Annotated in this window: 15 protein-coding genes; 1 reads left to right on the top strand and 14 read right to left on the bottom strand. The window is 44.7% G+C overall.

Going from position 1 to position 26076, the window contains the following annotated elements:
• Nucleotides 1–12: 12 nt before the first annotated feature.
• From fmt to G589_RS0109250, 3 genes are all read right to left on the bottom strand, one after another.
• On the bottom strand, nucleotides 13–1005 hold the full coding sequence (gene fmt / locus G589_RS0109260) for a methionyl-tRNA formyltransferase (protein ID WP_026521936.1): 993 nt from the start codon (nucleotides 1003–1005) through the stop codon (nucleotides 13–15).
• 87 nt (nucleotides 1006–1092) lie between these two features.
• Nucleotides 1093–6126, bottom strand: a complete 5034-nt coding sequence (locus G589_RS0109255; RefSeq protein ID WP_026521935.1) for a hypothetical protein — start codon at nucleotides 6124–6126, stop codon at nucleotides 1093–1095.
• 26 nt (nucleotides 6127–6152) lie between these two features.
• Nucleotides 6153–7667: a glycoside hydrolase family 32 protein gene (locus G589_RS0109250; RefSeq protein WP_026521934.1), complete on the bottom strand. Its 1515-nt coding sequence runs from the start codon at nucleotides 7665–7667 to the stop codon at nucleotides 6153–6155.
• Nucleotides 7668–7899: 232 nt separating this feature from the next.
• Here G589_RS0109250 and G589_RS0109245 point away from each other — a divergent pair, with 232 nt between their 5' ends.
• Nucleotides 7900–8964: a LacI family DNA-binding transcriptional regulator gene (locus G589_RS0109245; RefSeq protein WP_026521933.1), complete on the top strand. Its 1065-nt coding sequence runs from the start codon at nucleotides 7900–7902 to the stop codon at nucleotides 8962–8964.
• A gap of 38 nt (nucleotides 8965–9002) precedes the next feature.
• Here the strand turns inward: G589_RS0109245 and def are convergent, their stop codons facing one another.
• From def to G589_RS0109190, 11 genes are all read right to left on the bottom strand, one after another.
• The gene (gene def, locus G589_RS0109240) at nucleotides 9003–9515 is read right to left on the bottom strand and encodes a peptide deformylase (protein ID WP_026521932.1); all 513 of its coding nucleotides are present in this window, start codon (nucleotides 9513–9515) and stop codon (nucleotides 9003–9005) included.
• A 52-nt stretch (nucleotides 9516–9567) separates the two neighbouring features.
• Nucleotides 9568–11832, bottom strand: coding sequence for a replication restart helicase PriA (priA, locus tag G589_RS0109235; RefSeq protein WP_026521931.1), 2265 nt, complete (start codon nucleotides 11830–11832; stop codon nucleotides 9568–9570).
• A gap of 25 nt (nucleotides 11833–11857) precedes the next feature.
• Entirely contained in the window at nucleotides 11858–13345 is a 1488-nt protein-coding gene (locus tag G589_RS0109230) for a UDP-N-acetylmuramoyl-L-alanyl-D-glutamate--2,6-diaminopimelate ligase (protein WP_026521930.1), read from the bottom strand.
• Between the two features lie 140 nt (nucleotides 13346–13485).
• Nucleotides 13486–15282, bottom strand: a complete 1797-nt coding sequence (recJ, locus tag G589_RS0109225; protein WP_035775765.1) for a single-stranded-DNA-specific exonuclease RecJ — start codon at nucleotides 15280–15282, stop codon at nucleotides 13486–13488.
• Nucleotides 15283–15400: 118 nt separating this feature from the next.
• Nucleotides 15401–17701 carry a protein translocase subunit SecD gene (gene secD / locus G589_RS0109220; protein WP_026521928.1) on the bottom strand — a complete coding sequence of 767 codons (2301 nt, stop codon included), beginning with the start codon at nucleotides 17699–17701 and terminating at the stop codon, nucleotides 15401–15403.
• A gap of 18 nt (nucleotides 17702–17719) precedes the next feature.
• Nucleotides 17720–19156 (bottom strand): thioether cross-link-forming SCIFF peptide maturase, encoded by a 1437-nt coding sequence (gene scfB / locus G589_RS0109215; RefSeq protein ID WP_026521927.1) that lies wholly within the window; start codon nucleotides 19154–19156, stop codon nucleotides 17720–17722.
• 104 nt (nucleotides 19157–19260) lie between these two features.
• On the bottom strand, nucleotides 19261–19407 hold the full coding sequence (gene scfA / locus G589_RS19420; RefSeq protein WP_013281386.1) for a six-cysteine ranthipeptide SCIFF: 147 nt from the start codon (nucleotides 19405–19407) through the stop codon (nucleotides 19261–19263).
• 83 nt (nucleotides 19408–19490) lie between these two features.
• Nucleotides 19491–20738: a hemolysin family protein gene (locus G589_RS0109205; RefSeq protein ID WP_026521926.1), complete on the bottom strand. Its 1248-nt coding sequence runs from the start codon at nucleotides 20736–20738 to the stop codon at nucleotides 19491–19493.
• Between the two features lie 17 nt (nucleotides 20739–20755).
• Nucleotides 20756–22021, bottom strand: coding sequence for a histidine--tRNA ligase (hisS, locus tag G589_RS0109200; RefSeq protein ID WP_026521925.1), 1266 nt, complete (start codon nucleotides 22019–22021; stop codon nucleotides 20756–20758).
• Between the two features lie 69 nt (nucleotides 22022–22090).
• Nucleotides 22091–24049: an EAL domain-containing protein gene (locus tag G589_RS0109195; RefSeq protein WP_026521924.1), complete on the bottom strand. Its 1959-nt coding sequence runs from the start codon at nucleotides 24047–24049 to the stop codon at nucleotides 22091–22093.
• A gap of 2 nt (nucleotides 24050–24051) precedes the next feature.
• On the bottom strand, nucleotides 24052–26004 hold the full coding sequence (locus G589_RS0109190) for an EAL domain-containing protein (RefSeq protein WP_026521923.1): 1953 nt from the start codon (nucleotides 26002–26004) through the stop codon (nucleotides 24052–24054).
• Nucleotides 26005–26076 lie beyond the last annotated feature (72 nt).

Here is a 26076-nt window from a genome sequence, read left to right as displayed (position 1 = left end):
TATAGAATCTGATTACTTGAGAACAGTTCCTATCTCAAGCTTATTCCCCAACAGGAAAGACTTAACATCCATTCTCTTTTTGCCTTCAAGCTGAACTTCTGTAATCCTAAGATATCCATCGCCTGTAAGGACAACAAACGAATCTTTTAAAACTGCAATGATGCTGCCATACGCTTTGGTATTCGCAATCTCTTTTGCCTTGGCTCCATCCTCGGGGCTTAGGCTATTGCAAAGTGCTCCGAAATCAACAGGAGAAAGAGCCTTTGCATGCCAGATCTTAAGCATCTTGCCGCCCAGACTAGTAAAAGCTGAAGGCCATGGATTAAGGCCACGTATAAGATTTCTGATACTCTCAGCATCCTCTGAGAAATCGATCCTTCCCATATCCTTGGAAAGCTTGCCACACTTGGTTGCAAGAGCTTCATCCTGTGGAACAGGGGTGATCTCGCCTCTTTCAATCTTGGGAAGTGCCTCTACAATGAGCTCTCCGCCAAGCTTTGATAACTTGTCAAAAAGACTTCCTCCCGTCTCCTCTTCATCTATCTTGATTGTTCTCTGAAGAAGGATGTCACCTGTATCCATTCCGGCTGCCATCTGCATGATGGTAACTCCGGTAGTCTTCTTGCCATCAATGATTGCCTGCTGGATAGGCGCTGCGCCTCTGTACTCAGGAAGAATGGATGCGTGAATGTTAACGCAGCCAAACCTTGGAATATCAAGGATCTCCTGTGAGAGGATCTGGCCAAAGGCCGCAACTACAAATATATCCGCATCAATTGTCTTAAGATACTCAACGTGTTCCGGCTGTTTGATCTTAACCGGCTGATAAACCGGAATGTTGTGCTCAAGGGCACATACCTTGACATCGCAGGGCTGCAGTTCTCCGCTTCTGCCCTTTGGCTTATCGGGCTGTGTTACAACTAAAGCCACCTCATGTCCTGCTTCAATTATTTTTTCAAGGGCTGACCTGGCAAAATCAGGTGTTCCCATAAATACAATTTTCATATGCAAAATTCTCCTTTACGTCGGTCTCAATTATATCACAAAAAGAAAGCCTTGGTCCCATTTCTGATACGAGACCAAGACTCCTTATTATTGAACCGCTTCAATTGTCACAGATAATGTTCCGCCATCATAGGCATCATTTCCGTCTGGATCTATGGCGAACATGATAACATCGCCCTTTGATACTGTGAATTCTTCATAGAATTCTTTTACCACCTCATGATCAAAGTTGCCCTGAATATCACCGCCGATCCATCTCTTTTCTTCGCCGTTTAAGAATATTCGCATGCAAACTCCGTTGGCGTCAGCATCATCACTGTTGGCGTACTTGGTGTAGCTTCCATAAACCTTAACAGCTCCGTTCCTTGCTGCAACCCATCTGTAAGCTGCGTTCCTTCCATTTCCCGGTTCTACAAAATCAGCCTTAAGTTCAGGCTTTCCGTCATTGAAATATCTTCCGGCTTCGCTGTCAAAGTTAAGCTCCTCAAATCCGCTTCCGTTCCAGTCACACATTCCGTAGTACCAGCCATCTGACCCCTGCTCGCCAAAAACATCCCGGAGATTTGTGTTATTGCTCCTGCCATCATCTTCCGAATCATCAGGCTCTTCATCAGGATCTTTTTCAGGATCATTTCCTGTGCTTCCATCAGCGTCTTCAATGGTGACAGATAGCCTTCCGCCATCGTAGGAATCATTTCCGTCGGGATCAATCGCAAACATAACAATATCTCCCTCGTGAACCGTGTACTGCTCATCAAAGCCCTTAACAGCTACGCCACTGAAGTTCCCCTGAATTTCGCCGCCGAGCCACTTCTTCTCTTCGCCGTTGATGAATATCCTCATGCAGACGCCGTTAGCTTCAGGGTCCTCATCGTTGGCAAACTTGGTGTACTCGCCCATCACCCTGATAGTGCCTGTCTGTGCCACTTCCCACTGATAAGCAGCATTCCTGCCGTTTCCGGGTTCTACAAAATCAGCCTTAAGCTCAGGCTTTCCGTCATTGTAGTACCTGCCTGCTTCACTGTCGTATTCAAGCTCTTCGAAATTTGCACCGTTCCAGTCGCACATTCCGTAGTACCAGCCATCTGACCCCTGCTCACCGAAGGCATCATACAGATTAGTGTAGTTGGTCCTTGCTTCTTCTCCCTCCGGCTTCTGCTTTGTCTCATAAATGCTGACAGAGAGTCTTCCTGCGTCAAAAGAAATATTGCTTCCCGCATCGATAACGAATGAGAGCTTATCTCCTCTTTTAACATCAAGCTTATTCAGCATAAAGCTTACCTTGTTGTCATTGCCATCACCTGCAAATGCAGCGACGTCTGTAGCCTCAAGCTCCTCGTCACCCAGGAAAACACTAAACTTTACTCCATCAGGATAATCCGGATTCTCATCATTATGTCCGAACTTAGTGTAATCCCCCAGCACATCGATCTGTCCGTCCTCATATACAACCCACTGGTAAATGGCCGCTTTCTTTTCACCCGGATGAACAAAGTCTTTTTTCATCTCAAGGCCGTTATTTGTCGGAGATACAAACGCAGTCTTATCATCGTTCATATATGAAAGAACTCTTGCACTCCTTAAATCTGTTCCCTCCAGGAACCACCAGCCGTCTGACCCCTGCTCAAAGTTCTCAAGCTTTCCAAGTGCAGTCCTGTTTGACCTTACTTCATCACCAACCACAACCTTTTTAGCCTCGCAATCGGCAATGTCGATTTCCAGTCTTCCGCCGTCCCAGGCGTTGTTCTTGTTGCATCCTACATCAAAGGTTAAGATGTCTCCTTTCTTCACCTGGAGATTTTTAATATCTATGGTTTTAACATTGTCGTTACCTTCGCCCTTGTAGCAGCCGGCAACTGCATTATAGATATTAGTTTTGTTCTTGTAGATATTTACAGTCACTCCATCAGGCCATGAGTCATTTGGATCATTATGCCCAAACTTTACATACTGCCCTGTCACATCAATATTTCCGTCGGCAGCTACCACCCATTTGTACATTGCATCGGCATTTAACCTTGGCTGAACAAAGTCTTTTTTAACCTCAAGTCCCTTTTGTTTTCTTGACACGAAACCGGAGTTATCTGTGGTCTTAACTGAGAGGACCTCGGCGCGATCTATGCTTCGTCCCTCAAGGTAATACCAGCCGTTGCTACCCTGCTCACCAAAGTCAAAGGCCAGGTTTGCACGGTTTTCTCCGCTCTCATTGACCATCTTCATGGTCTTTAACTCAGCGTCCTCAATCACAAAGGTGTAATTGCCTCCGTCGTAAGCAGTATTGGATCTTCCATCCACTAAAAGAGTGATCTTATCTCCTTTTCGTACATCAAGCCCCTCAACATTAAAGTCCTTTGTAACCGTTCTGTCCGTAAGAGGATCAAAATCCTCGCGCTGCAGGACATCGCCGTTTTTGAAAAGATATACCGTAACGCCGTCCGGCCAGTCGGGATTTGCATCTTCATTCTTGAGCTTGGTATAGGATGCCATAATATCGATTTTTCCATCCTGAGCTGCAACCCATTTCACGTTGGCTGATCTTCCCTTATTCGCAGGCATGATGTAGTCACGCTTTATCTCTATTCCATCCTTTGTGGTGTACTTATCGCCATCCACAAACCTCTCCACATTAACTGCAAAGTCAGGATCCAGATAATATCCCGACTGGAAACACCAGCCGTTATTTCCCTGAGAGCCAAAGTCATCTACTGCGGATGCGTTGTTAGTGCGAGCTCTGCCCCAATCTATTACATCGCTTTCAGTCTGTCCTGTAAGAGGTGAAAGACCTTTTATCGAAAACTCAAATTTACCGGCATCGTAGGCATTGTTTTCTTTGCCGTTAACAACCATGGTGATGTAGTCATCCTTTGACACATCAATGGCCGGCACGTCCAGCCTCTTCGTTATCTCTTTTTCCGTATCAGCGGGAAACTCCTCCTGACGCAGCACTTCCTCGTTGTGATACAGAGTAACCCTTGTTCCATCGGGCCAGCTGGGATTCTTATCTTCGTTCTTAAACTTGGTGTAAGAAGCATCAATCTTTATGGTTCCGTCCTGGGCCACCTTCCACTTGATAACGGCGGACTTGCCCTTCCCTGGATTTACGAAATCTCTTTTGATCTCGAGATCTCTTTTATCCTTATAGCGTTCCTCACCCGGGTCATAATTTCTCATATTGTAGGCGACAAACGGTGCATCACCCTTAGACTCCTGATAGAACCATCCGTTATCGCCCTGCTGCCCAAAATCAAACTTCACATCAGCAAAGTTCTGCCTTGTCTCGCTCTCATCGATCTGCACATCTGCCTCTGTGACAGCGCCTGAAAGGTCAAAGATCGAAAACTCATAGTTTCCGGCATCATAGGCATTATTGGTCTTTCCGTTGATCACCATGGTGATGCAGTCGTCTTTTTTGACAGGAAGTGCAGCCACATCAAGGCGCTTTGTTACTTCCTGCTTTCTGTCGGCAGCAAACTCCTCGCGCACCAGAACGGTATCATTATGATAGAGCGTAACCCTTGTTCCATCCGGGTAGCCCGGATTCTTGTCCTCATTTTTAAACTTGGTGTAGGAAGCATCTATCTTAATGTTTCCGTCCCTGGCAACCTTCCACTTGATAACCGCAGACTTGCCTCTTCCGGGATTGACAAAGTCGTTTTTGATCTCCAGATAAGTGCTGTCAAAATATCTGTAATCCGCTTCCTCGAACCTGGTCATGTTAATGGCACCAACCGGCTCGTCCTCAAAACCTTCCTGATAAAACCAGCCGTTCTCACCCTGCTTTCCAAAGTCATACTTTACATCAGCGTAATTTTCTCTTGTATCATTCCCCTCGATGATCACATCGTTTTCAGTCTTAACATCTGACCTGTCAAAAATAGAAATATCAAAACTTCCGCCGTCATAGGAAGCATTACCGCCGGCTTCCACCACGAAGTACAGCCTGTCCTTCGTACTAAGAGTAACGTTCTTTTCTCTGAAAGAGATCTCATTTGTTCCCTTGGCAGGAGCTGCAACTTTCCTGGAAAAGAGCTTTTGAGTGTTCTTATATACTGAAACCACAACGCCATCGGGCCAGTCGGGGTTTCCATCGTTTTGCTCAAACTTGGTGTAAGTTCCCCTTATCTCCACAGCTCCGTCCGAATACGGCTGCCAGCAGAGCATCGCTGCATCATTTATGGCCGGATGAATAAAGAACTGACTTATGGTGAGATTTGGCGAAGTGCAGTTCATGTATTCACCGTTTTTCTCTGTAGATACAAGCTTTGCATCTGCTACGCTCTTGCCACACATATAGGTCCAGCCATTGCTTCCCTGAACACCGAAGTCATCTGCGAAGTATGCGTTGTTATCAATTCTCTTTCCGTCTCTTACAGCTTCCGGGCCCTTTGCGTCAACATCCGAGATTGCCACATACAAAGATCCGCCATCATAAGCGTTATTCATGTTAGGATCAACAACAAAGTAAAGGCTCTCTAAATCCTCTACATGGATGTCCTTCAGCGCCTCTTCAACAACTTCTTCCCTGTCTGTCCTGGCATCAACGGAGTATCTCGCAATAGCCTCTTCCCCCTTGTAAACATAAAGCGTAACTCCGTCAGGGTAATTCGGATTCTTGTCATTGTTTACATTTTTTACATAGGCAAGTTCAATGTTGATATCGCCGCTCTTTGCAGCCCTCCATTCAAGAATCGGTGAAGTTCCTTCCGCTGTATGAATGAAGTTTGATTTTATCTCAAGTCCTGTTTTACCGGGCTGAAAGTATCTATCACCGTCGAAGTTTTCAACTCTCTTTGACTTAACGGGATCCAGAGAAGACCCATATCTGTAAAACCACCCGTTCTGTCCCTGCTCTCCGAAGTCTGCTACATTGAATGCATTGTTGGTTCTTTCGGGATTGTCCGTAAACTCCGGCTCAACATAATTATCCGTGTTAAAAGATGCAGGCCATGCATTTGCAAGTGCCATTATTTCATCTTCAATGTTAACGATCACTCTGCTTTCTTCTTTTGAAAACATCGCACATGCAGTTGCAGTAAAAGCCACCACGCATGCAAAAGCAACTCCGGATACTGTTTTATGACCTGCGATCATACCAAATATCTTTTTAAAAAAGTCCCCCATGATTACCTCCCTAAAAGACTGAGCGTTTATTTAAAAATCTTTATATCCTCAAAGCGCACCTTTGAACCGACACCAAACACTCCAAAGTCAGAAGCTTGCGACAGATACATTCTTGCAGTAAATGCGATCTCATCATTTACATACATGCTCACAACTCCGTCAGCTATCAGCATTTCTACATCCAGCTCATCCTTATCACTGATGTCGTATGGCACATAGGACTGAGCCGTTCTCTCCATGATGTTGCTGCCGTTGTAAAAATCTATCCTGTCATTTGCTCCGTCAAAGACAATGTTTAGACGTCCCACACTCTCCTCATTGGTGTTAAAGCAAAATCCGAACATCCCGTCTTTATCAAAGTCCCTGATCGTGGTCTTAAATAAATAACTTCCCGATAGCTCTTTAAATCCAGCCATCTCATACTTATCTCCGGCAAAAGAGATGCTTCCATCCTCAAATTCACCCGACTCTGCCATCTTAACCGGCTGAATCTCAAGCTCATTTGATAAAAGAGCTTCCACCTCCGGATTAAGCACCGGACTCAAGGTTCCGTCTTCGTGCTGCATCAGAAGATGAGTTACCATATTTCCGCCCCAGTCATAATCCTCTGAGTCTGTGTGGCTCTTTTTGGTTCCGTTCCAGCCGACTATATAGAGCTTCTCACCATCCGTCTCCATCCTTCCGGCATAAAAGCCGTTACAGTCAAATATGTCCCTCTCGGGAATCGTAAAAGGTCCGTCAAAATTATCTGCAATTCTGTAATGCACCAGCCTGTTTGGCCACTGATCAGAAAAAGACAGGTACCATTTCCCCTTATACGAAAGAACCGACGGACACTCCAGGTTTGAGTCCGTGCCCATATCATTTTCAAAAAAGACTCCGGCATCTTCCCAGCTCTTTAGATCAGTTGATGTATACCTTGCTATTACACCAATGTTGTCTTTCCTTGTCGCAACCAGCATTGAATAGCAGTTTTCTGAATCTGTATAGAATACGTAAGGATCCCTGAAATCATTTTGAGAATAATTCTCGTTTGCATAGAGTGTATCCTCAGGTATCTTCTCCCAGTTCTCAAGGTCCGTACTGACAGCATGCATAACTGCTTCCTTGGGTTCAAACATATCGTTGTGGCCTGTGTAAAAAGCGTGATACTTGCCATCGTTTCCCTTTATCACACTTCCTGTTCCGAGGGCTATGTCCTGAGCCTCTACATCATCCGCGTAGTTTATGACAACTCCCTTATCTTCATAGGATGTAAAATCTGTTGTCCTTAAAAGCCCCCATGGGTGGTAGCCCTGCTTTCCGTCTCTTTGATCCGCCAGAAAGAAAACATTAAAGTTCCCGTCGTCATAAAATGGCATCGTATCGCCGATAAGCCCTTCGCTTGATGTAGGAAAAAGCACATGATCTTCTATGCTCTCCCCAAGATACCTCTCATCAGATGCACTCTCCTCTGCTGCATTTGCTACTTCTTCAGTTCCGCATCCCAATAGGCAAGTTGCAACAATCCCCGCTATAATAAATGTCTTTATCTTTTTCATGGTTCCTCCTTTGGTGCTTTTGCACCATCTTTTGACAGCATTATAATATCATTATGTTTTATTTGTATCAATTAAAAAGTGCATTTGTCGCACATTTTCGTGTAATACCACTTTTTATGCAGGTCTAATTTGTGCATTTTGCACATCTTGTAATCCATGCGATGTTACATTTGACACATTGCACCGATTCAAGGTATCATATAAAACAGTAAAGAAAGATATTGGGGGAATTATGGGAAACAGAGTAACACTGCAGGAAATAGCTGACGCCCTAGGGATGTCAAGAAACACAGTATCAAGAGCACTGAACAACTCAGGAAGTGTATCAGCCGATACCAGAAATAAGATATGCCAGATGGCTACTGCCATGGGCTATAAGCAGTTCACAACGATTGAATCCGCTCCGGTCCAGACGGGAAGCGCTTCTTTTGCAAGTAAAGACAAAATGGAGATTGCGCTCTTTACGCACTCCTTCCCCGGAGCATCTCACTCCGGAACCAAGCTCCTTGAAGCCTTTCAGAACAAGATCGATTCTCTTGGCTACAAGCTTTCAATAAATATAATAAAGGACTACGAGATAGAAAATCTGTGTTTTCCGGCCAACATAAATCTCGATAACATCGCAGGAATTCTATGCATCGAGCTCTTTTCCATGGAATACAGCAGATTCCTGTGTTCGCAGAATATCCCTATCCTGTTCGTCGATACTCCTATTATGCAAAAGAGCTCACTCATGGCCGATACACTCTATATGGAAAACCTCTCGAGTGTTTATCGCCTGATAAACTCTCTGATCCATGCAGGTAAAAGAAATATCTCCTTTGTGGGAGACAGATTCCACTGCCAGTCATTTAATGAGAGATGGCAGGCTTACGTACTGGCACTTGCCGACAATGGTATCGCAGTAAGAACAGATCTGTGCATACTTGATGACGACTCAAGTCCATATTTTGATCCGGATTTCATAGCAGAAAAAATACGCTCCTTTAAAGCTCTTCCGGAGGTTTTCTTCTGTGCCAATGATTTCCTTGCAACCTCCACCATGAAGGCTCTTAAGCAGATGGGAAAGAGTATACCGGGAGATGTTCTTGTATGCGGTTTTGATAATTCACCGGAAGCTACGATCATTGAACCAAACCTTACCACAGTGAAGATCCACAGCAGCTCCATGGGTTATACTGCTGCCGATCTCTTACTTGCCAGAATCGCAAATCCAAGTATGCCTTACAAAAAGACCTATATCGAAACAGATGTCATCTACAGACAATCGACAGGCTCCATAGAAAATGAGCAATAAAAAAAGAGACCTTTTGGTCTCTTTTTTATTGCGACATATTACTCCGCATTGTCCTCATACTCCTGTTCCTGCTGAGCCACGAGATCCTCGTTATCTACAAGGTCTCCCTCTACCTTCTCAACATACATATGACCGTCGAGATGATCGAGCTCATGACAGATGGCTCTTGCAAGGAGTTCCTCGCCCTCTATCTCATACTCATTGCCATCAAGGTCCATAGCCCTGGCTATTACATGATTGGGTCTGGTTACGATACCTGACTTGCCGGGAAGTGAAAGACATCCCTCGTATCCTGTCTGCTCTCCGTCCTTCTCAATGATAACCGGATTGATCATTACAAGTGGCTGATCAGCTTCAGGTGATACATCAATTACAACTATTCTCTTAAGCACACCAACCTGTGGTGCTGCAAGTCCCACGCCGTTTGCTTCATACATGGTATCGAGCATATCCTCTACCAGCTCGCGAACTCTGGGTGTTATCTCTTTTACCTCCCTGCACTCCTTGGCAAGGACGTCGTCTCCATATTCTCTGATTTGTCTTAAAGCCATTTCTTACTCCTATATAAAAACTGATATTTTAATTTGATTGTACGTAACCTAATCATACGGTATGCATGGGGTCAAAGTCAAATTGAACGGTTATGGTCTTTAACTTACCCATTGCCTCAAGCTCTTTTATATAGCCCTCAAGCATGTCCTTGAGACCAACTAAAACGTCGTAGTCAGCGAGCTTCACATATATGACTATTCTATATACATCATTCACTTTGCCAATGGAACCAAAGGCAGGTCCGATAAAGACTGCTCCCGGGACCTTCTGCTGTTCCATGACTGCACGAAGCCTCGTAGCAAACTGCATTCCTTCCTCTTCATCCTTACTAAAGAGCTGAACGCAGAGCATATGTGATACCGGTGGATAGCGCAGCATCTTCCTGTAGGATATCTCCTCTTCGTAAAAAGAATCATAATCCTGCCTTGATGCTGTCTGAATGCTGTAGTGCTCGGGCTGATAGCTCTGAATGACCACATTACCGGGCCTTGTACCTCTTCCCGCTCTTCCCGCCGCCTGGGTAAGGAGCTGGAAGGTCCTCTCACTGGCTCTGAAGTCGCTGGCATAAAGAGACATATCCGCAGCCAAAATTCCCACCAGCGTAACATCCGGGAAATCGTGGCCCTTCACGATCATCTGGGTTCCGACAAGGACATCTGCCTCCTTATTGGCAAATGACGAAAGGATCTTGTCATAGCTTCCCTTTGTTCTGGTAGTGTCGGCATCCATTCTAAGGACACGGGCCTGTGGCCAGAACTTCTTAACCTCATCCTCAATCTGCTGGGTTCCAGCCCTGAAGGAGGAGACGTATTTCGAGCCACACTTGGGACATATCTTCGGCCTTACTTCCTCATGTCCGCAGTAGTGGCACACAAGCCTTCCGCCTCTGTGCTCTGATAAAGACACGTCACAGTGAGGGCACTTAAAGACATGTCCACAGGCTCTGCAGGAAACAAAGCCCGCCAAGCCTCTTCTGTTGATAAAGAGCATCGCCTGCTCGCCCTTTGAGAGTCTGTCGGCCATAAGTTCCTGAAGCCTTAATGAGAAAATTGATCTGTTACCGGCTCTTAGTTCCTCTCTAAGGTCAGCTATCTCAACCTCCGGAAGTGTTCCTCCCGTAAGTCTTCTCTTTAGCTCAAAGAGATGGTACTCACCTGTTGTTGCTCTGTAATAGGACTCAAGGGAAGGCGTTGCCGATCCCAGCACAACACAGGCTCCGTCAGGAAGGAGCTTAGAAAGCTCTATGGCCGTCTCCCTTGCATGGTATTTGGGAGCATTGTCGCTCTTGTAGGTCTGCTCATGCTCCTCGTCTATTATGATTATCCCCGTATTCGGAAACGGTGTGAAAAGAGCTGACCTCGGCCCTATGATAATATCGATATCATTCTGCCTTGCTCTCTCCATCTGGTCGAACTTCTCTCCTGGGGAAAGGGATGAATTCATAACGGAGACTCTCTCTTCGAAGTGCCTGTAAAAACGCATCAGCGTCTGGTAAGTCAGTGCTATCTCAGGAATCAGAACAATAGCCTGCTTCCCACGCTTGATCATGTTATCTATAAGAGCAATGTAGACTTCAGTCTTGCCACTGCCTGTTATTCCATGGATCAGATAGGTATCTCTCTTGCCCTCATCGTAGTCTCTGCTGACAGTATCTACGATGCTCTGCTGCTCTGGGCTAAGCACCTTGTCCTCATATCTTGTGGTAGTGCCGGCGATTGGATTTCTGAAATACTCCTCACTATCGATCCTGATGATTCCGGCTTCGCTCATACTCTTAAGAGTCTGGGAGCTGACGCCGAGCTTATCCGTTATCAGCTCATAAGGAATTCTCTCTCCGGCATTTTCTATAAGTTCTTTTAATATCCTCTCTCTGGCCTTCTGCTTCTTGCTCATGCACTCATAATACGTCTCTTTCGCATCTTCCAAAGACGTGCGAAGCGACACGAACCTGTGCACCTGCCTCTTCATCTTCTTGCCGGATGGAAGCACAGTCTTAAGAGCCGCATTCATGGTTCCGCCGTAGTTCCTCTTCATCCACGCTGCGAGCTTTATTGAAATATCATCAGCAGAAGTCATTTCACTGGATCTGCCAAGTATCTCCTTGATCTTGTCCGGATCCCAATTAGCCTTGTCAGTCAGCTCAATAACATAGCCCTTCCTCTGTGTGTCTCCCCTTCCAAAGGGCACAACAACACAATCCCCGACAGCTATCTTCTCTCTTAACCTGTCCGGCACTCTATACTGAAAAAGCCTATCCACCTTCTCATGAGAAATGTCTATTATTATATTCGCGTAAAGTGTTGCTTCCTTCCCCACCGTAACTCCTTTACGTACATTCTTCTTATTTGCGCTCGTCAAGGATTTCCTGGATGAGTTCGCGTTCGTCCATGTGGTATTTGACGCCCTTGATCTCCTGGTAGTCTTCGTGGCCCTTGCCGGCAAGTACTATGATGTCGCCCTGCTCGCCATGATCGATGGCATAGGCTATAGCTTCCTTGCGGTCTGTGATCTTAATATACTTACCGTCTGTCTTCTTGATACCTGTCTCGATATCGGCAATGATATCCAAAGGCTCCTCAAAACGTGGGTTGTCAGATGTGATAATAGTAAAGTCCGCATATCGTCCGGAAACCTCGCCCATCTCAAAGCGGCGGAGCTTACTCCTGTTACCGCCACAACCAAAGAGGCAGATAAGCCTGTTGGGACGATAGTCGCGAAGTGTGGTCAAAAGACTCTTAAGAGCCATTGCATTGTGTGCATAGTCGATCATCAGAGTGAATTCATCTGAAACCTTCACCATCTCAATCCTGCCCTTAACCTTGGCCCCCTTAAGTGCCGGAGCAATCTGCTCAGGGCTGCAGCCAAAGTGTCTTGCAACAGCTATAGCGCAGAGTGCGTTATATACACTGAACTTACCGGGATTTGTTATCTCGGCATGCATTTCGATAAGTCCCTCAGTGTCAAAGAATACACCGAGATTACCGGGCTTTCTGATATATGCAAGATTGATGGCACGAATATCAACATCCTTGTTGAAGCCGTAAGTCTCGACCTCGCAGGTATGTCCCTTTAAGATGTCATCTGTGTGGATATCATCTCCGTTGCAGATACCAACCTTGCACTGCTTAAACAAAAGTCCCTTGCAGTGCATGTAGTCCTCGAAGTCCTTGTGCTCGTTAGGTCCGATATGATCGGGCTCGATGTTGGTAAAGATTCCGATATCAAAGATAAATCCCTGACTTCTGTGAAGCATAAGTCCCTGAGAAGAAACCTCCATTACTACCGCATCACAGCCGGCCTCTACCATCTTAGCCATATACTCCTGAAGAGTATAGGATTCAGGAGTTGTATTCTCAGCATGAATGTGCTCATCGCCGATTATTACTTCAATTGTTCCGATAAGGCCTACCTTGTAGCCCGCATTCTCAAGCATGCTCCTGATAAGATAGGTGGTTGTGGTCTTACCCTTTGTTCCGGTTATACCGATGGTCTTAAGCTTGGAAGCCGGATGATCAAAATATGCTGCTGAAATAAATGCCATTGCATATCTGGTATCAGCAACCCTTATTACAGGAAGCTTGGAATCTTCAGGAAGCTCAACCTCTGCTTCTGCTACGATCGCAGCGGCATTTTTCTCTGCTGCGTCTGCTGCACAGGAGTGTCCATCGAAGTTTGCACCCTTAATACAGATAAAAAGAGAACCCTCTTCTATCTTCCTGTTATCATTTATTACATTCTTGACCTCAATACTCTCTGCGTTTAATTCCACATCGCTGTTACCCGCAGTAATCCTGTATTCAAGCCCTTCCAGCAGTTTACTAAGCTTCATTTGTCGACCTCCAATATTTAATTTTTTTGTCACATTTTCGACACAAATGTGTATTATATTATACTTATAGATGTGAACTAGCTCACATCTCCCCCTCATAAGAAACCGCAAACACACGCCCCTGCGTGTGTTTTTGTGGTTTATGGGGTATTTTTTGAATAATCACTCATGACCAGCTGAACGCTCTCTCTTCCCATATAGCTGTTGATATTGGGATAGAAAGCTGCCTTAATGGTCATAGCCTGCCCTGCCTCTCCGGCATAGAGAGCTTCTACTTTTCCGGCTCCATATTCATCCTCAAGGAACCGGTTAAAGTTTTCCAAATCCCCAAAATACATCATATCACAGGCTGTACCTGTTTCGTCACAGACCCTGTACTTTCCGCAGTTTTTATTCTTGCCCAAAATCCTTCCGGATAAGAGCCTTATATCCTTCTGGACAAATATGGGTTTCTCATTGCCGTTGCCAAAGGGCTCAAGCATCTCAAGCTCTTTTACAAAATCCATGTCTGCATATCTAAAGGGCAGAACCATATCAACCTTAAGAACCGGCACAAAATCCTCCTCAGAGAGTGTGCACTCATTATTAAGTCTTGTTCTCAGCTCATCTATGTTCTCGACAGGAAGTGAAAGTCCTGCTGCCATCTTGTGTCCGCCAAACTTGGTAAAGAGCTCCTTGCAGGTAGACAGAGCCTTAAACATATCGTAGCTCTCAATTGACCTTCCTGAACCCTTGGCGCCTTCTGCTCCATTGGTAAGAATGATGGTTGGTCTGTAATATTTCTCCTTGATCCTTCCTGCTATGATGCCGGCAATGGATTCCTGAACTTCAGGAAGATATACCACTAGTACCTTGGGAAGTTCTCCCTTGGCAGCCTCCTTCTCTATTTCTGAAACTGCCTCTTCCACACCCTGAACTGTCAGAGTCTTGCGGGAGTCGTTCATATCCTTCAGATCCTGCGCCATTTTGGCAGCTTCATTTACATCTCTTTCAAGGAAAAGAGAAAGTGCACGGGATGCAAGATCAAGCCTTCCTGTAGCATTAAGACATGGTCCTATTACAAAGCCGTAATGAAATGCCGACATATTTCTGGCATCGAGGCCGTTAACATTTATCAGTGCCTTAAGGCCAGCATTCTCTGTATTTGAAATTCTCCTAAGAGACTCCTTGACAATGATCCTGTTCTCATCACGAAGCTCCATAACATCACAGACTGTGGCTATTCCGGCAAAGATGAGCATCTCGTCAAAGAAAGCCTTAACCTTCGGATCCTCTGCCCGGCCTGATAATCTTGCCATCATCTGAAGGAACTTGTATGCTACTACAGCTCCGCAGATTTCCTTAAATGAGCAGCTGCCGTCCTTTCTCTTGGGATCTATAACTGCGTCTGCGGGAGGAAGGATCTCTTTTTCCCCATCAGATCCATCTTCAAACGGCACCTCATGGTGGTCTGTTACTACAACTGTCAGTCCCTCGTCCTTGGCATGTCTTATCTGATCGTAAGCTGCAATTCCGTTATCGCAGGTAATAATGGTATCTCTGTCATCGGCTATGGCAAGGTCCACCAGCTTGATGCTAAGGCCGTACCCGTCCTTGACCCTGTCGGGAAGAACATAGTCCACGTCCGCCCCGAAGAGCTCAAGGCCCTTGACCAGAATATATGAAGAGCATATTCCGTCTACATCATAGTCTCCGATAACCCTGATCCTGGCACCTTCTGAGATACGATCCAGCATAACCTTAGCGCCTCTGTCAATGTCAACGAGTTCTTCCGGGTCATGAAGCATTGACGCATCCCCTGAAAGGTAGCTCTTTATCTCTTCGTCTGTAGTAAGTCCCCTATTGGTCAGAAGTCTGGCAGTTATTCTGCTGATGCCGAATTTCTCTGCAATGGCATCAAAATCTGCCTTCTTCATCTTCACCATCCATTTTGACATATAAATACTCCCCAAATCCATACTAAAAGATGTCTATACCCTTGCAATAAATGCTCAAAAGGGTAAAAAAACACCGTTCATATTATTATAAACATGAACGGTGTCCTATTTTTATACCTTATTCAGCTTTTTTGCTTCCAATAAAGTTCTTAAAGCTTGTCTTGAGGTCATACCACATAGGTGATGCAACAAAGATTGATGAGTATGTACCACAGATTACGCCAACCATAAGAGGAAGAGCAAATGCCTTGATATCAGCTACACCGAAGATGTAAAGAGCAAATACTGTGAAGAATGTAGTTGCTGATGTGAAGAGGCTTCGAGTAACAGTCTGGGAAACACTGGTGTTAACCAGGTCCTCAAGCTCCTTCCTGCCGGTAGCAAGATGCAGGTTCTCACGAATACGGTCGAAGGTAACGATTGTATCGTTGATGGAGTAACCGATGATTGTAAGTACTACTGCGATGAATGTGTTACCAACAGCAAGTCTTGTAAATGCATAAGATACGATTACGATCAGGGCATCATGTGCAAGCGCAATGATAGCTGCTGCACCAAACTTGATATCCTTGAATCTGATCCAGATGTAGATAAGCATTGCAACTAAAGCGATAGCAAGAGCAACAACAGCATCTGTTCTCATCTCTGAACTGATAACACCACTGATGGTCTCAGCTGCGATGTTCTCAGGTGATACTCCGTAATTAGTCTCAAGTGCCTGGTCTACAGCCTCTCTCTGAGCAACTGTAAGAGTTGATGTCTTAAAGATAACCTGGTTTGTTCCTGTTACAGTCTGGATAAGAACCTCATTGATTCCTGCTGCATTCTTGATGTCTTCCTTAACTCCTGACTCAAGTTCTGCAAGAGAGTATTCCTTGTCAAATGTAACGGTTGTTGATGTTCCACCTACAAAGTCAAGACTGTAGTTGAATGCACCCTTTCCTGCTGATGCGTTGATTGCCATAACAATAATTCCGGCAACGATGATTGCGCAGGAAATTCCGTAGAAGATCTTTCTCTTTGCAATGAAGTCGAATTTCTTAACCTTCTTGGCCTTACCGTAAAGAACAGGGCTCTGAAGTCCGATTCCGTAAAGGATTGAAGTGATAAGTCTTGTAATTACAAGAGCTGTAAACATTGAAAGGATGATACCAAGAATAAGTGTCTCAGCAAATCCCTTGATGCTTCCTGTACCCTTCCATAACAATACGGCAGCAATGATAAGTGTTGTAATGTTACCGTCAAGGATTGATGAAAGAGCCTTGTTATATCCGTTCTTTCTTGCCTCATCAACAGCCTTACCGGATGCGATCTCCTCCTTGATTCTGGAGAATACAAGAACGTTTGCGTCAACCGCCATACCGATTGAAAGGATGATACCTGCAATTCCGGGAAGTGTAAGTGTCATCTCAAATGCAGATAACAGGAACACCATAAGTCCTGAATAGAAAGCAAGTGCAAGTGTTGCTGATACACCGAGCAGTCTGAAAAATACGATCATGAAGATTGCAATAAGTGCAAATCCTACAGCTGCTGCAATAAGGCTGGTTCTGATAGCGTTGCTACCGAGCTGAGCGCCTACAACATTTGAACGAAGTTCGTTGAGCTGAAGCTTAAGTCCACCGATTCGGATCATTGAAGCAAGGTTATCTGCTGCCTCAAATGAACTCATTCCTGTGATAACAGCCTTACCGTCTGTAATAGCTGCCTGAACATTAGGAACACTGATGAACTGTCCGTCATAGTAGATACCGATGCTCTCACCGTTTGCAAAAGCCTTGGTTGTTGCATCAGCAAATGCCTTTGTTCCGTTTTCTGTAAACTCAAGAGATACGACAGGCTCCTGTGCGCCATATGAGTCCTGCTGATATCCTGCCTGAGCAGCTGCAACATCCTCACCTGCGAGAACGATTGAACCGTCTGCCTTGAGCTCATCTATTGTCTTGTTGAGGACATAACCAAACACAGGGTTCTCATCCATTACGATGTTTCCGTCAGCATCATATGAAAAACCTGAGCTGTATGTGTAGTTCTCGTTACCGTCCTTATCTGTCTGTGCTATGAAGTACAGATTACCGGGCTGTCCGAGTTCCTCAAGGATCTTGTTTGCATCTGATACACCGGGAATCTCAATGTTGATACGGTTTGCACCTTCCTGGTAAACCTGAGATTCTGTGCTGTACTGCTGCACACGCTGCTGCAGCTTGTAGATGGTATCTGACATATCCTCTTTGGAAGGATTTTCCTCACCAACTACTTCGTAAGTGATGCTGACACCACCTGCGAGATCAAGTCCGAGATCAATACTGTCAAGTGATCCTGACTTGTCGGCGCCAAGTCCGTAAACTGCTGAGTATCCGAGTCCCCCAAGAAGTCCCAGGGCAAGGATAAGCGCCAATACATACTTTAACCTTTTCATGACTAATTATTCCTCCATTTAACCTTCTTCAGCTAATGCTGCTTTTATCATAATCGCACACTCGATGCGCTTTCTCTGAAGCTCACATCCGTGCTTATATGTCGTATTGATGTCACCGTTGAAATTATAAGCATTGGCAGCACAACCGCCGCTGCAATAATATCTTGCAAAACATTTCTCACACTCGGGTCTTGAGTATACGTTACTCTTTTTGAACATCTCGCGGATGTCGTCTCTCTTAATGCCCTCGAAGACATTTCCCATAATGAAGTCTTCATTGCCTACAAACTGATGGCATGGGTAGAGATCTCCCCAGGGAGTAACACCCAAATATTCGCATCCCGATCCGCAGCCTGAAAGTCTCTTGGCTACGCAAGGGCCGCCCTCAAGATCTATATTGAAGTGGAAGAAGTTAAAGCCTCTTCCCTCTTTACGTCTCTCTAAATAGAACTTTGCAAGCTTATCATACTCTTCACAGAGCTTGGGAATATCCTCGTCCTTAAGTGCGTACCAGTCCTCAGGCTTAGCAACAACAGGCTCTACAGAAATCTGCTTAAATCCAAGATCTGCCAGATGCTTAACATCCTCTGAGAAATCGAGGTTGTTGTGAGTAAAGGTACCTCTTACGAAGTAACGCAGCTGATGACGGGATTCTGCAACCTTCTTGAACTTGGGAACTATGTCATCGTAACATCCCTGTCCGCCTTTTCTGGGACGCATGAAGTCGTTTACTTCCTTGCGGCCGTCGATGGAAAGAACGATGTTTCCCATCTCTTTGTTTACATAATCCAGGATCTCATCAGTAAGAAGGGTTCCGTTGGTGGTAATTGTGAACCTGAAGTTCTTGTCGTGCTCCTTCTCAATGCTGCGACCGTATTCTACTATTTTCTTGACTACCTCCCAGTTCATGAGAGGCTCTCCGCCAAAGAAATCCACTTCAAGATTTCTTCTGTTTCCGGAATTCTTAACCAGGAAATCAAGGGCTGCCTTGCCGACTTCCTCGCTCATAAGAGCACGTCTTCCGTGATACTCACCCTCATCCGCAAAGCAGTACTTACATCTGAGGTTACAGTCGTGAGCGATATTAAGGCACAGTGCCTTAACAACGGTATCTCTCTCCTGGAAGTCCTCGACATAATTTTCATATACATCATCGGTATAAAGAACTTCCGATGCCCTGAGCTCCAAGAGCTCAGAAATCGCCTCTCCGATATCCTCAGGTGAATACTTGCCGGATATCTCAGGCATGAGGATTATCTCATTAAAGAGCTTCTGGAAATCCTCATCTCCTTCCTTGTCATCACCTTCCTGAGCAGCTGCTGTGCCGTAGTAGCTTATCAGCTTCTCCTCAACGATGGGTACAAGGTCTAAAACAACGTCATCCACAACATGAACAGAGCCTGAATTCACGTCCAGGACTATGTTGTAGCCGTTGTTCGTGTACGCGTGAACCATAAAAATAAAAACTCCTAACTAAATAAAATCATATAACGCAAGAATAGGCAGCGACCGATTATTGGGTCGCTGCCCGGCATTTTTGCTTAACTTATCGGTAAAGATTACTTGCTAAGCTGCTCACAGCTCTGGTTACCTACTGTGCAGGAAGTCTTGCAAGCTGACTGGCATGATGTCTGGCACTCGCCGCATCCGCCCTTCTTCATTGATTCCTTAAGATTTCTTGTTACTAATGACTTTACATGCTTCATAATATTGCCTCCTACTTGAAATGCCAATTAATGCACCTTAAGTTTTTTTATGTCGATTCAGTATATCATAGATTCCGGAATAGTTAAAGCATTTTTATTAAAACTTTAGTGATACGATTTCCCTTGATTCCCCTTGCTGTAAGGGTGATTCCGTTATCCAGTGTGACTGTTTCTCCGTACCCCGGAAGTCTGTCCAGAGCTTCGATCATAAGACCACCAATGGAGTCATAGTCCTCGGAATCAAGATCTGTACCAAGTTCATCGTTTATATCATCAAGCTTCATGTTACCCTCTACCAGGTAACGCCTTCCGCCCATATTCTTAATGAGATTGATCTCATCAGAATCATACTCGTCACGGATCTCTCCGACGATCTCCTCAAGAAGATCCTCAAGTGTTATCATACCTACCGTTGCTCCGTACTCAGACAGGACAAAAGCAACATTCTGGGACTTTTCTCTCATCTCAACAAGAAGGTCCGCAGTCTTTTTAAACTCGTAGGTATAATAAGCTTTTCTCAGGTGATCAGAAATCTTGAAATTCTCCTTATCCTGAAGAAGAATAAGGTCCTTAACATTTATCAGTCCTATGATATTATCCTGTTCATTTCCCTCGTAAACAGGAATTCTGGTGTACATGTTTTCCTTAAAGACCTTCATAACCTCATCGAAGGTAGCCTGTGTGCTCACACAGCTCATATCAATCCTGGGTATCATGATGTCTTTGGCAACGGCATCGGAGAAATCAAATACGTTGTAGATGATCTCTTTCTCTCCGCTCTCGATGACACCGTCCTCATGACTTACGTCAACATAAGTCTTGAGTTCGTTCTCGGTCATAGCCTGACGATTATCAGTATCCACATGAAGAATCTTCAATATGATTGTGGCGATACCGTTGATGATAAAGCTAAATGGCACCATGATGGCCATGAGCGCCACAATAATCCCCGAGTACCAGAGAGAAATATTCTCCGCATAAGCTGTTGCTATGGTCTTGGGAATGATCTCACCAAAGATCAGAACAACGAGGGTAAGCACTCCGGTTCCGATTCCTATGGCAAAGCTTCCAAACATTTCGGTCACAAGCACCGTCATAAGTGCCGAAGCACTAAGGTTTACAATGTTATTTCCAATAAGTATCGCAGAGAGCATCTTCTGCGTATCTTCGCAGATTCTTAATACTCTCGCAGCACCCTTACTACCCTCATCAGCAAGTGCCTTCATCTTAACCTTATTACAGGTCATAAGCGCTGTTTCTGCCGATGAAAAAAAAGCGGACAACAAGACCAGCAAAATTAGTATGATTATTCTAACCAAATGAACGTCCAAAACACTCACCTCACAAATCAACTAAGCGGATTTAAGTAGAACTCCTTGAAGTCCTCGTATCCTTGTTCAGTAAGCTGCTGCTTCTGGAACTTCTTATTTTTGTTCATGCGGACAACCAGAACCTGAGAGCCCTTTGCTCTCTCATCCTGAGCCTCCTTAATGATCTCTGCAAGTCTATCTCCTGCGATTCCTTTTTCTATAAGGAAAGCTTTCTTCTGATCAGCTCCCGGAATCTTAAAGCCCTCATCCATCATGATCATGATGATTCTCTCAAAGCCGATGGAAAATCCGCAGGCAGGTGTATCCTGTCCAAGGAATTTGCCGACCATCTTGTCGTACCTTCCGCCACCACCGCAGCTTCCGCCGTACTGTGGCATTGCTACCTCAAAGATTGTTCCTGTGTAGTAGCTCATGCCACGAACAAGAGTTGGGTCAAAGACCATCTCAAACTGAGCAGTCTTGGTGCTCTCTACAGAGCTGATGATCTCTGAAAGTCCCTCTTTGGTATCCGCATCAAGGAAGTCACCTATCTTATCTGCGATGACCTTAAGGCCCTCAAGAGAGTCTTTTCCCTCTGCTGCCTTGAAGAGATCCAGGTACTTATCTACGCTCTCCTGTGCAAAACCTGCCTTAACAAGCTCTTCTGCAACGCCCTCTATTCCAATCTTGTCCATCTTATCAAGGGTTATGAATACGTTGTCGTACTCTTCTTCAGGAAAAGAGCTGTAGGCAGCCATAGCCTTTAAGATCCTTCTGTCATTTATTCTGATCTTGAAGTCCTTAAAGCCGAGTCTTCCAAGTGTTGTTGTAGTAGCAAGGATAAGCTCGATCTCAGCGAGATTTGAAGCCTCTCCCAAAATATCAATATCACACTGCATGAACTGACGATATCTGCCCTTCTGAGGTCTGTCAGCTCTCCATACATTGCCCATCTGAAGCGCCTTAAAAGGTGATGGGAGCTCTCCTGCGTGATTTGCATAAAAACGAACCAGCGGAACCGTAAGGTCATAGCGAAGTCCTGAATCTGTCAGGTCGTTCTCTTCCTTAGCTTCTGCCAGGTTTAATTTCTCGCCTCTTTTCATAACCTTGAAAATAAGCTTCTCGTTTTCTCCGCCCTGCTTACTGTTAAGGTTTGCAAGGGATTCAACCGCAGGTGTCTCTATGGATGTAAATCCAAACTCACCGTAGGTCTTTTTAATAACTCCAATGCAGTAGTCTCTGAGCTGCATCTCAGCAGGAAGTATATCCTTCATGCCCGTAACGGGCTTTTTTACCAGTGCCATCTCTTAAAAACCTCCAAAATACTATATACTGCTAGATTTTACTATTATTTAGAAGTTAGCACAAGCGTTTTAATGCTTATTATTCTCTTTTAGGAACTGAAGGAACTGATCCTTGGGCATGGGCCTTGCATAGTAAAATCCCTGTATGTGATCGCAGCCAAGCTTTATGATCTGCTCAGCCTGTTCCTTAGTCTCAACTCCCTCAGCCACAATCTCTTTTCCCAGGTTCTTGATGATCTTGACCAGATTAAGCATTACCATATAGGAAGTCTCGGACTCAAAAGCAGACTGCACTATGCTCTTATCAAGCTTAAAGATTTCCACGGGAAGCGTTGAAATTCTTGCAATGTTCGAGTAACCCGTTCCGAAATCATCCATTGAGAATGGTATTCCGTAGCTGATAAGACTTCCGATATTTTCATCCATAGCTGAAGTTATACCCTCTTCAAAGGTCTCCGTTATCTCAAAGTTTAGCTGACCCGGCTTAACACCGTGCTTTTCAATGGTCTTTATAATGTTGTCGGCAAGGTTGGCCTGAATACAGTCAACAACAGAAAGGTTTACTTCCACATAATCAAGGCCGTTTTGCGTGGCATCACTACTTGCGATCATGTCGCACACTTCATCAAGTACAAAGCTGTCGATTGATACAACCATACCGTTTCTCTCCGCAACCGGCATAAATACGGCAGGTGAAATAAATCCCATCTGGGGATTGCGAAGCCTAAGAAGCGCTTCACAGGATGAGAACCGGTTCGTTTTCGGATCATAGATAGGCTGATAATAAACCTCTAAAAGATCATCATCCAGAGCATGCTTAACTATGACATCGATTTTTTTATCATGCTCAATATGCTTGAGATTTAGGTCTGAAACCCTGAGGATATCTCTGTTGTGATGGCGCAGGGTCTTCTTAATGACATCTCTTACCTCATTAAACTTCTCAAGAGAATCCACTTCATCAGGGAATCCGATGACATAAGGGCTCTGGAAGGCTTTGATCTCCTTGCCCTTCATGATCCATGGGTCTCTGAATCTCTTTCTTATCTGTTCATAAGCCTTCTCAATGACGTCATCATCCGGATCAACGTCAGGGAAGATCATAAGGTAGTTGCCGTCATCCGTAAAATACACTTCACCTGTTGGGCTGAACTGTCTGAGATAAGAGGTTATCTGAGAGAGGAAATCCGCTACTGTTTCAAGTGGCTCTCCGCTGACGATAGCATCCAACCTCTCAATAGCAATTCCATACACGGTAAAGATCTTTTTCTGAAGAAGAGAACTTGAAATATCAAAGTTGAGAGCATTCTTGGTTCCTGCTCCACTGACGCCATCCCTGAACTCACCCGGATTCTGGAATGTATATACGCAGAGCAAAAGAGCCAGCGATACGCCGAACTCAAATATCGCACTGGATTTGGTCAGGATCCTGATTGGAACAGCTGCAAGCATCAGCAGATAATAGATAACAAGAGAGATGAACTTTTCAGAGCTCAGTGACCTTGCGTATCTCACATACAGATACGCAGCATAAACAAAGTATACATACAACGAGAAGTTGACCAGCGCTCCCTGAGGATAGTTGTAGACAAGCTCACCATCAGATGAAAACGTAAAGAAGAAGTCACTGATAAGTCCGCTTAAAAAAAACAGCACGGAGAATATAGTCGGCACGAAAAGAAGTATCTTCCTGAAGGAAGAATCAAGTTCAATTCTGAAAATGGTCATGACATAGATCATTGAAAGATAAGCCAGTATATATGAGCATATCTTTTCCAGCAGAACAAGACAGTCATTTCCCGTAGGGGATATGAGCTGTTTAAAGAGATCACTGTAGAGCCAGATGTTGTGCAAAAGACCTGCAGAATTAAGCAAAAGGGCATCAAAAATAATCATCCCAAATATCCGCCTTTGCTTATTGTTGTGGTTCTCTTCCGATACATGAATGATCAGAATAACAACAATCAAAAGCAGGGATGCGATGCAGAAGCAAACATTATTATGTTCAGGATTTAAGATAAGTTCCACCTTTATCCCTCTTCAAAATATGCATCAATATATTTCACAAAGGAGCTGTCCTTCATTGGATAGCCCATATAATCACCGATAAGGAAATCGCAGCCAAGTTCTTCCGCCACGAGTTTTTCAGTCTCGTTTTCGATATCTTTGGCCCCGACAAAAATACTGATGTCATGGAAAAGACTGACTATACCTTTGGCAACAATCTTCATCTTATCCGACTCTACTGCCTTAGCCAGGATTGAATGCGCAATATTGACCTGAGAAACAGGAAGTGCCAGTATCTTGTCCATATCGCCATATCCGCTTCCGAACTCATCAACGATGATTGAACACTTCTGGTCACCAAGGAGCTTTAAATTATTCTCTGCCACGGTGTTCATGGTTGTTATCGTGGTCTCGGTAAGCTTAAGTGTGACCCAGGAACACTCTGCATGCTCTTCCCTGGCAATCTTTTTGATTCTTCGGATAAAATCGCTTTTTGAGATCTCTCCCTGAGACATTCCGACCACTGCTCTGTACTTGCCGTTCTTATCTCCGCCATTCCAAAAGGCCAGAGCTCTGCATGCCCTTCTGTATACCATTTCATCGGTATCCATAAGAGCCTGTGTGGCATTAACATCCGGTATATTGCCTCGCATGTCGACCTCGTTTCCGTATCCATCCTTTAAAAAGCACAAAACATCAGCGCTGTAATTTATCTTGTATACCTTTGACAAAATAGGCTGGTATCTGATGACAAAACTCTTAGCATCCAGATTTTCCCTGGCAAGTATGTCATAGTCTATTATCCTCTTGAGCTCATTGTACTCAGGCTTATTAACATCGATTATATGATCCATGTCTTTTGCCGCATGCTCAACGATAAGATCAACCCTTGAAACAAGGTCTGCTGCAGTCTTGTAATGCTCTGGATATTCCATAAGGAAGCAATGCGCCTCTACCTTGATGGCCATGTTTGAAAAGCTCCAGGACTGACGCAGTCTCTTTGAAATACGATGAAGCAGAGCCAGAACCCTGTTCTTGTCAACAGTGTGTACGTTAATGGCAAAGACATACTCAGCATATCTGTATGCGTAACAAGGCAGATTCTGCTCAAGCCTTCCCACATATTTAAGATACTTCGCAATCTTCTTAAGAACTGCCTGAGCCTGTGAATAACCAATCTCTTCACTCAGCGCCCTGACATTATCTATAGTCACGAAAATGGTGCTCTGAGAAGCATTTCTATTGGTCTTAAGATCAAGACCCTCAAGAAAAGCCTTTCTGTTCAGGATATTCAGGCGCTCATCAACCATTTCGGTAGGGTTCTGAAGAGAAATATATACAAGTGTAACGCCTATGGTGCTGAGGAAATTCTCAATAAGTATAGTAGGCCATACAAACTGGATTGCCATTCCCATCATGGCAAGAACAACATAAGATATGACAACTGCCTTAGTCCTTAAGCGCATCAAAATCTTATATCTAAAGAGAAGCGAAACGCCGTAGGCTATGTAGTACATTGCAAGGACATAATATAGTCCGATCAGGCTTCCCCTCTGATAAAGACCATCTTCCCTGTAGCTAAAGAGGATAGGCACAAAGAGATTTATGACAACCAGTCCTATACCGATATAGTAGCCAAGGAGGACCCCGATCAGATCGGTAATTCTCTTTCTGTCAACATAGATATCTAAAACCGCGAGGATATATCTGAGATAACAAAAGCCCGTGCCAAGGTGGGCAATGAAATACAAAGAGCCACAAAGCATCTCCAGAGGGTGATACCAAAAGGCGGAAGACGGATTCATCTGAAGGTATGTCTCAACTCTCTCAGAAAACGTAGCCATGGCTGTGGCAATAAAGAGCATGACATAAGCTCTCTGCCTGTAAGCCGGTACCCAGCGTCTTGACAGAGAGGTTGCAGCAACTGTTCCCAATATGCATAAAGCGCAAACATCAAAGTAGAAATTATACTGCATATTCTTGCCTTAATGATCCCATAAAAATAGTGTTATCGGAGGGCATAGCACCCGATAACACTATTATACGTC

Origin of the sequence: Butyrivibrio sp. VCB2001 (genome assembly GCF_000423965.1) — a bacterium.
Classification (GTDB): domain Bacteria; phylum Bacillota; class Clostridia; order Lachnospirales; family Lachnospiraceae; genus Butyrivibrio.
The sequence above is the reverse complement of the archived record's forward strand: the minus strand, read 5'-3'. Positions and strand labels throughout refer to the sequence as shown.

What these genes read in the sequence shown, in the direction of transcription:
- secD (WP_026521928.1), bottom strand. Translation starts at nt 17,701, where the DNA reads ATGAAAAGGTTAAAGTATGTATTGGCGCTTATCCTTGCCCTGGGACTT.
- scfB (WP_026521927.1), bottom strand. Translation starts at nt 19,156, where the DNA reads ATGGTTCACGCGTACACGAACAACGGCTACAACATAGTCCTGGACGTG.
- scfA (WP_013281386.1), bottom strand. Translation starts at nt 19,407, where the DNA reads ATGAAGCATGTAAAGTCATTAGTAACAAGAAATCTTAAGGAATCAATG.
- G589_RS0109190 (WP_026521923.1), bottom strand. Translation starts at nt 26,004, where the DNA reads ATGCAGTATAATTTCTACTTTGATGTTTGCGCTTTATGCATATTGGGA.
- fmt (WP_026521936.1), bottom strand. Translation starts at nt 1,005, where the DNA reads ATGAAAATTGTATTTATGGGAACACCTGATTTTGCCAGGTCAGCCCTT.
- G589_RS0109250 (WP_026521934.1), bottom strand. Translation starts at nt 7,667, where the DNA reads ATGAAAAAGATAAAGACATTTATTATAGCGGGGATTGTTGCAACTTGC.
- hisS (WP_026521925.1), bottom strand. Translation starts at nt 22,021, where the DNA reads ATGGCACTGGTAAAAAAGCCCGTTACGGGCATGAAGGATATACTTCCT.
- G589_RS0109230 (WP_026521930.1), bottom strand. Translation starts at nt 13,345, where the DNA reads ATGAAGCTTAGTAAACTGCTGGAAGGGCTTGAATACAGGATTACTGCG.
- G589_RS0109245 (WP_026521933.1), top strand. Translation starts at nt 7,900, where the DNA reads ATGGGAAACAGAGTAACACTGCAGGAAATAGCTGACGCCCTAGGGATG.
- G589_RS0109255 (WP_026521935.1), bottom strand. Translation starts at nt 6,126, where the DNA reads ATGGGGGACTTTTTTAAAAAGATATTTGGTATGATCGCAGGTCATAAA.
- def (WP_026521932.1), bottom strand. Translation starts at nt 9,515, where the DNA reads ATGGCTTTAAGACAAATCAGAGAATATGGAGACGACGTCCTTGCCAAG.
- recJ (WP_035775765.1), bottom strand. Translation starts at nt 15,282, where the DNA reads ATGTCAAAATGGATGGTGAAGATGAAGAAGGCAGATTTTGATGCCATT.